The 5,065-nt window shown below is 37.5% G+C and carries 3 protein-coding genes and 1 pseudogene; 3 read left to right on the top strand and 1 reads right to left on the bottom strand.

The window, feature by feature from the left end; all coding sequences use genetic code 11:
• The coding region (locus HMPREF2801_RS07755) for a DNA topoisomerase (protein WP_246830003.1) at positions 1-790 on the top strand (790 nt) is incomplete at its 5' end.
• 89 nt (positions 791-879) lie between these two features.
• Here HMPREF2801_RS07755 and HMPREF2801_RS09240 read toward each other — a convergent pair.
• Positions 880-1,830, bottom strand: a complete 951-nt coding sequence (locus tag HMPREF2801_RS09240) for a DDE-type integrase/transposase/recombinase (protein WP_070611615.1) — start codon at positions 1,828-1,830, stop codon at positions 880-882.
• A gap of 191 nt (positions 1,831-2,021) precedes the next feature.
• Here HMPREF2801_RS09240 and HMPREF2801_RS07745 point away from each other — a divergent pair, with 191 nt between their 5' ends.
• Both HMPREF2801_RS07745 and HMPREF2801_RS07740 read left to right on the top strand, forming a co-directional pair.
• Positions 2,022-2,825: a KilA-N domain-containing protein gene (locus tag HMPREF2801_RS07745; RefSeq protein WP_002843620.1), complete on the top strand. Its 804-nt coding sequence runs from the start codon at positions 2,022-2,024 to the stop codon at positions 2,823-2,825.
• Between the two features lie 83 nt (positions 2,826-2,908).
• Positions 2,909-5,065: pseudogene (locus HMPREF2801_RS07740) on the top strand (helicase); the annotation flags it as partial.

Below are 5,065 nucleotides of genomic sequence, written 5' to 3'. Positions count from 1 at the left end.
CTTAACGGAAGATATGATTGTAAGTACGGTTAATAACATTTTAGGGAAAAATGATTTTGATACAGAGCGTATTAAGACGGTATTTAACTCTGAAAAGGTTACGGATCATCATGCTATTATCCCGACAATCAGTTCCTTAAAAGAAGATGTTTCAGAACTTCCTTTAAGTGAAGCTAAAGTTTACTTCCTTATATCCGATAAATTCCACGCAAGTGTGGGCTATCCTTTAGTGGAAAATACAACGAAGATTGTAGCTGAATTCGATAGCTTTACTTTTACAAGCTCAGGTAAGACAATTAAAGATGAAGGTTTTACAAAATATCTTAAAGAATATAAGTCTAAGAAAAATGAAGATATGGTACTTCCTGATGTGAACATTGGTGATGTATTGAGCATTGAAAACAAGGAAATAAAAGAAAAGTACACAACACCACCGAAACACTTTACTGAAGATACGCTTTTGAAAGCAATGGAAGTGGCTGGTAATGATGCACTGGAAAAAGGTGTAGAGGTCGAGCGAAAAGGACTTGGAACACCTGCAACAAGAGCAGGGATTATTGAAAACTTAATTTTCAAAGGATTTATTGAGAGAGATAAGAAAAACCTTATTGCTACACATAAGGGAATCAGCCTTGTAACGATTGTAGCTGGTACCTTTAAATCCGCAGAAACAACAGCAAAGTGGGAAATGGAGTTATCGGATATTGCACAGGGAAAATCATCAAAGAAAAATTTTTTAGAGGCAATTGAAACTGAGATAAAAGAAGTGGTTTCAACTTATAGCAAGTAAGATGGCACTTATTTTTGTACATTTGTAAATGATGTGAGACCAAAATAGCAAGTTGAGATCTCCTGTGTGCTATCCTCATTACTGGCGGGCTAGCCCGCCAGTAATTGGGCTCTTTTTTCCATAGGCGTTAGCCATTGTAGCGTCTGCATAGGTAGCCGGTTGGATTTGTAGAGATAGCGCTTCATTTGTAGAATCAAGTCTTCATAACTGTAGAAAGAGAGATGAGCATAAAAACGCTCATTGTCATTGCGGTGACTTCGCTCGACCTTTCCGTTATGTCTTGGCGTCCTTGGCCGAATCAGCTTGTGGGTAATCCCCTTTTCTTGACAGTAAAGATCGAAAGGATGGACCCGATCGGTCTCTCGAAAATGAGTGAATTCAACTCCGTTGTCGGTTTGAATGATCTGGGGTTGGTAGCCGAAATGACGGATGGCCATTTTTACAAATTGGACGGTAGAATAGGAAGATTGTTCACGGAAAGGGTAAATGAAGCGTTCTCGGCTGGCTTCATCGATGACAGTGTATTGAAAGAATCGATCCGGCATTTTCCCCACGTAACAAGCTTTGGGAACATATTTGACATCGAGTTGCCACTTCACGCCGAGTGCTTTCGGGGTATCGTAAGGCTTCGGAATATAGGGCTTCTTCTTTGAGGCTTTTTGTTGGTAAAAGCCCTGTTTCCGAAGGAAACGGAAAAGTGAGCAGGGATGGCGGCGGTAGCCCTTTTGAAATTTCAGCTTGGCGTAGAGTTCAATGAGGGAGATGGTTGGATTTCGCCGAATGAAATTTTTAATCCAAGTTATTTCTTCTTCCGTATGGGCAGTTGGATGCGGACTTTTCGGTCGGTGGGAACGGTCCATTAGTGACTCCCGGCTGCCGTCAAAGCGGCGATTCCAACGCATAAGAGAGGCTTTTGAGATCTTGTAGCGGCGAATAACGAAGCTGACAGAATATCCTAAACGATACGTTTTAACCGCATGAAATCTTGTTTCTAAAGTATGTGGAAGATAGCGCTGAGTTTTTGTTATACTGGTAGACATAGAGAGAATCCTTTCTTTGTTTGCTTAACACTTTCATTGTACAGGATTTCTCTCTATATTTTTTTCTTCTTGGTCTCACATCAATTGTATCTCTACATAGCAAGTAAGATGGCACTTATTTTAAGATGGAAAAAATGCCCTAAAAATGCTATAATATAAGATAATCAATGTAATGATTGAGAGGTGATTATGTGTCTAAAATAAATGTTGAAGGTTCAGAAATCAGCATTATTGCCATAGATAATAGGGATTACATTTCTTTAACAGATATGGTTAGAAATATTGAGAACGGATCTGCTTTAATAGAAAAATGGCTTAGAAACAAGAACACAATAGAGTTTTTAGGTATTTGGGAAGAAATGTATAATACCAATTTTAATTCCCCCGAATTCGAGGGAATTAAAAATGAAGCAGGATTTAACCGATTTATTTTATCTGTTAAGCAGTGGGTAGAAAAAACGAATTCTATCGGTATAGTTGCGAGAGCAGGAAGATATGGCGGAACTTATGCTCACAAAGATATAGCATTTGAGTTTGCTTCTTGGGTATCTCCATACTTTAAATTGTATTTGATTAAGGAATTTGAACGCTTAAAGGAAGAAGAACAAAAGAAGTTAGGCTGGGATATAAAAAGGAATTTGGCAAAAATCAATTATAGGATTCATACAGATGCCATTAAAAATAAGCTTGTACCCGAAAAACTTTCAAAAGAAAAAATCAACTTTATTTATGCAAGTGAGGCGGATATTCTTAATGTTTCTTTGTTTGGAATAACAGCGAAAGAATGGCGTGATGAAAATCCGGATTTAAAAGGGAATATTAGAGATTATGCAGATATATCGCAGCTTGTATGCCTTTCTAATCTTGAAAATCTTAATGCGGTATTTATAAATGAGGGCATGAGTCAATCTGAAAGACTGGAAAAACTAAATTCAATAGCAATTGAACAGATGAAAATATTATCAGAGAGTGAATCAATTAAAAAGTTGAAATAAAAGGATAATATCAATATGTAGTACAAAGGTGATTAGAGTAAAATCTAACCGCCTTTTTTCATGCAAAAAAGAAGGAGGTAAACATGCGAATAAATGATTTTCATAACATTTTGGAGCTAATAAAACAAGATATTCTGCAGAGTGAAGCAGAGTATCTGAAGCTCTTAAAGGTTGTCGGAAACAATCAGAGGTACGACTTTAGAAGTCAGCTAAGTATTTATGACAAAAATCCTGAAGCGACAGCTTGTGCCAAGTTTGACTATTGGAGGGAACGCTTTAATCGAACTGTTATGAGGGGACAGAAAGGTATCCCCATTTTAGAGGACTATGGCACATATAAAAAGGTGGACTATATCTTTGATATAAGTCAAACCGTTTCCAAAAACAGAGATGTCAATGAGGTAAATCTTTGGAGATTTGATAAAGAAGCTCACAAAGATGTATTAAAAGAAATGATAAAAGCTGAAGGCTATGAAGAAATCGAAAGCACCTTAGAAAACATCTTTTCTTTAAGCAGGCTCTACGGAGATAAAAAAATAGATAGCCTGATGAATGAGCTTAGAATATCTGATGAGGACAGAATAGCCTTTACCAAGTTTGTGAGGAACTCAGTGAGCTATGCAGTAGCTGCAAGATTTAAGTTAGACTATCCTATGGATAAGGAGCTGTTAAAAGAAAACTTTGCAAGGCTTGACAGCATTTCTCTTATGAGCCTTGGAGAAACGGTGTCGGATATTAGCGGAAATATAATTGATGCAACCATTCAAAAAAGTAAAGAGTTAGAGCTTCAAAAAGAAGTGTTAAGAGGTAAAGAAGCAGGATATAATAAAATAAAAGCAGAATTAGAGGAGGTAGAAGAAAATGTACTTCGACGAGATGATCAGGAAAGAATTAGTGAAAACGAGCGAATTTTCCGAAATGGAGAGTACGGACGAGATAATAGAGAAAATCAAAGAGAATACACTGAATCAGTTAGAGGAGGACATGGACTTTATGAGAGAATATCCGAATCCGACTTACGCAGTGATGAGGCTGGATTATCTTTCAAACAGCGAGGAGCAGAGCCACTTCGAGATGTTAGTGGATCTATACAAGGAGAAGAAGCTGATAGGACACCTGATGGATATTCAGAAACAGGCAATAGAGTTTATGAGAGCAGAGAAGCCGAAACTGATGATAGCTTGGAAGATAGAGGACGAGAGCCATCCGCAGTACAAAGCGATGATTTCAGCTCTCAAAGAAATGACAATCAAGGAAGTAGTGGAAATCTAAAAGAAAATACGGATAAAGAGATAAGAGAAGCTGACAAGGCTTCTTTTTCTTTGCCTGAAAACAGCTTAGGACAGATTAAACTTACAATACCTCTTGCCCAAAATGATATTGACAGTATTCTTGTAAACGGTGGAAACCATGAGGGCGAAAGACTTCCTATTATTGCTGAATTTTCCAAAGGAAAAACAGTAGAAGAATTAGGAGAATACCTTAAAGATACCTTTAGAGGCGGAAACGGTTTATTTCTTAATGGAGCAGAAGTATCTTCCTGGTATTCGGATAAAGGTATTCATTTAGCTTATGGAACTTCTGCAAGAGAAGATATGACGCAAATTTTAAGCTGGAGTAATGCTGCAAGAAGAATCAATGAACTTTTGGAAAATGGAGAGTTTGCAACAAATGTAGAGCTTTTGGAAGCACAGGACTATGAAAGAGATAGAGTTTCAGAATCCTTATGGTATCTATACCACGATTTAAGTGAAGAAGGGAAAGCACAAGGCTATTTTGACTTTATAGAAAGAGGTGGTGGCTTTCCGAAAGAAACAAGACAGTTATCGGAAGCTCTTAAAAATCCTGACTATCTAAAGAATGTTATTTCCGAGTACAGTCGCTTTTTGACAGGATATAAAGAAAACAAAGATGTACTAAGGTTTCATTATCACAAGGTAGATAGCCTTTACCAGAGATTAGAGGAGCTTGCAATTCCGAGAAAGGAATATATCTCTAACTTAACCGAACTTCCAAAGGTACATGGCTTTATTACAGAAGATGAAGTCCTTGCTACGATTTCAAGAGGAAGTGGAGTCGATAAAGGGAAAGAGCAAATTATTAAGTTTTTCAAAGAAAATCATACCTTGCAGGAAAAAGCGAATTTCCTAAAAGATGAATATGGAATTGGCGGAGGCTCTCATGCTGTTTCAGGCGAAAGAGGAAGTGGAGAATGGCACGATGCAAAGGGACTTAAATTA

Source organism: Peptoniphilus sp. HMSC062D09, assembly GCF_001811425.1.
Lineage (GTDB): Bacteria > Bacillota > Clostridia > Tissierellales > Peptoniphilaceae > Peptoniphilus_A.
Note: the sequence above shows the minus strand (reverse complement) of the source record. Positions and strands in the feature narration are given on the sequence as shown.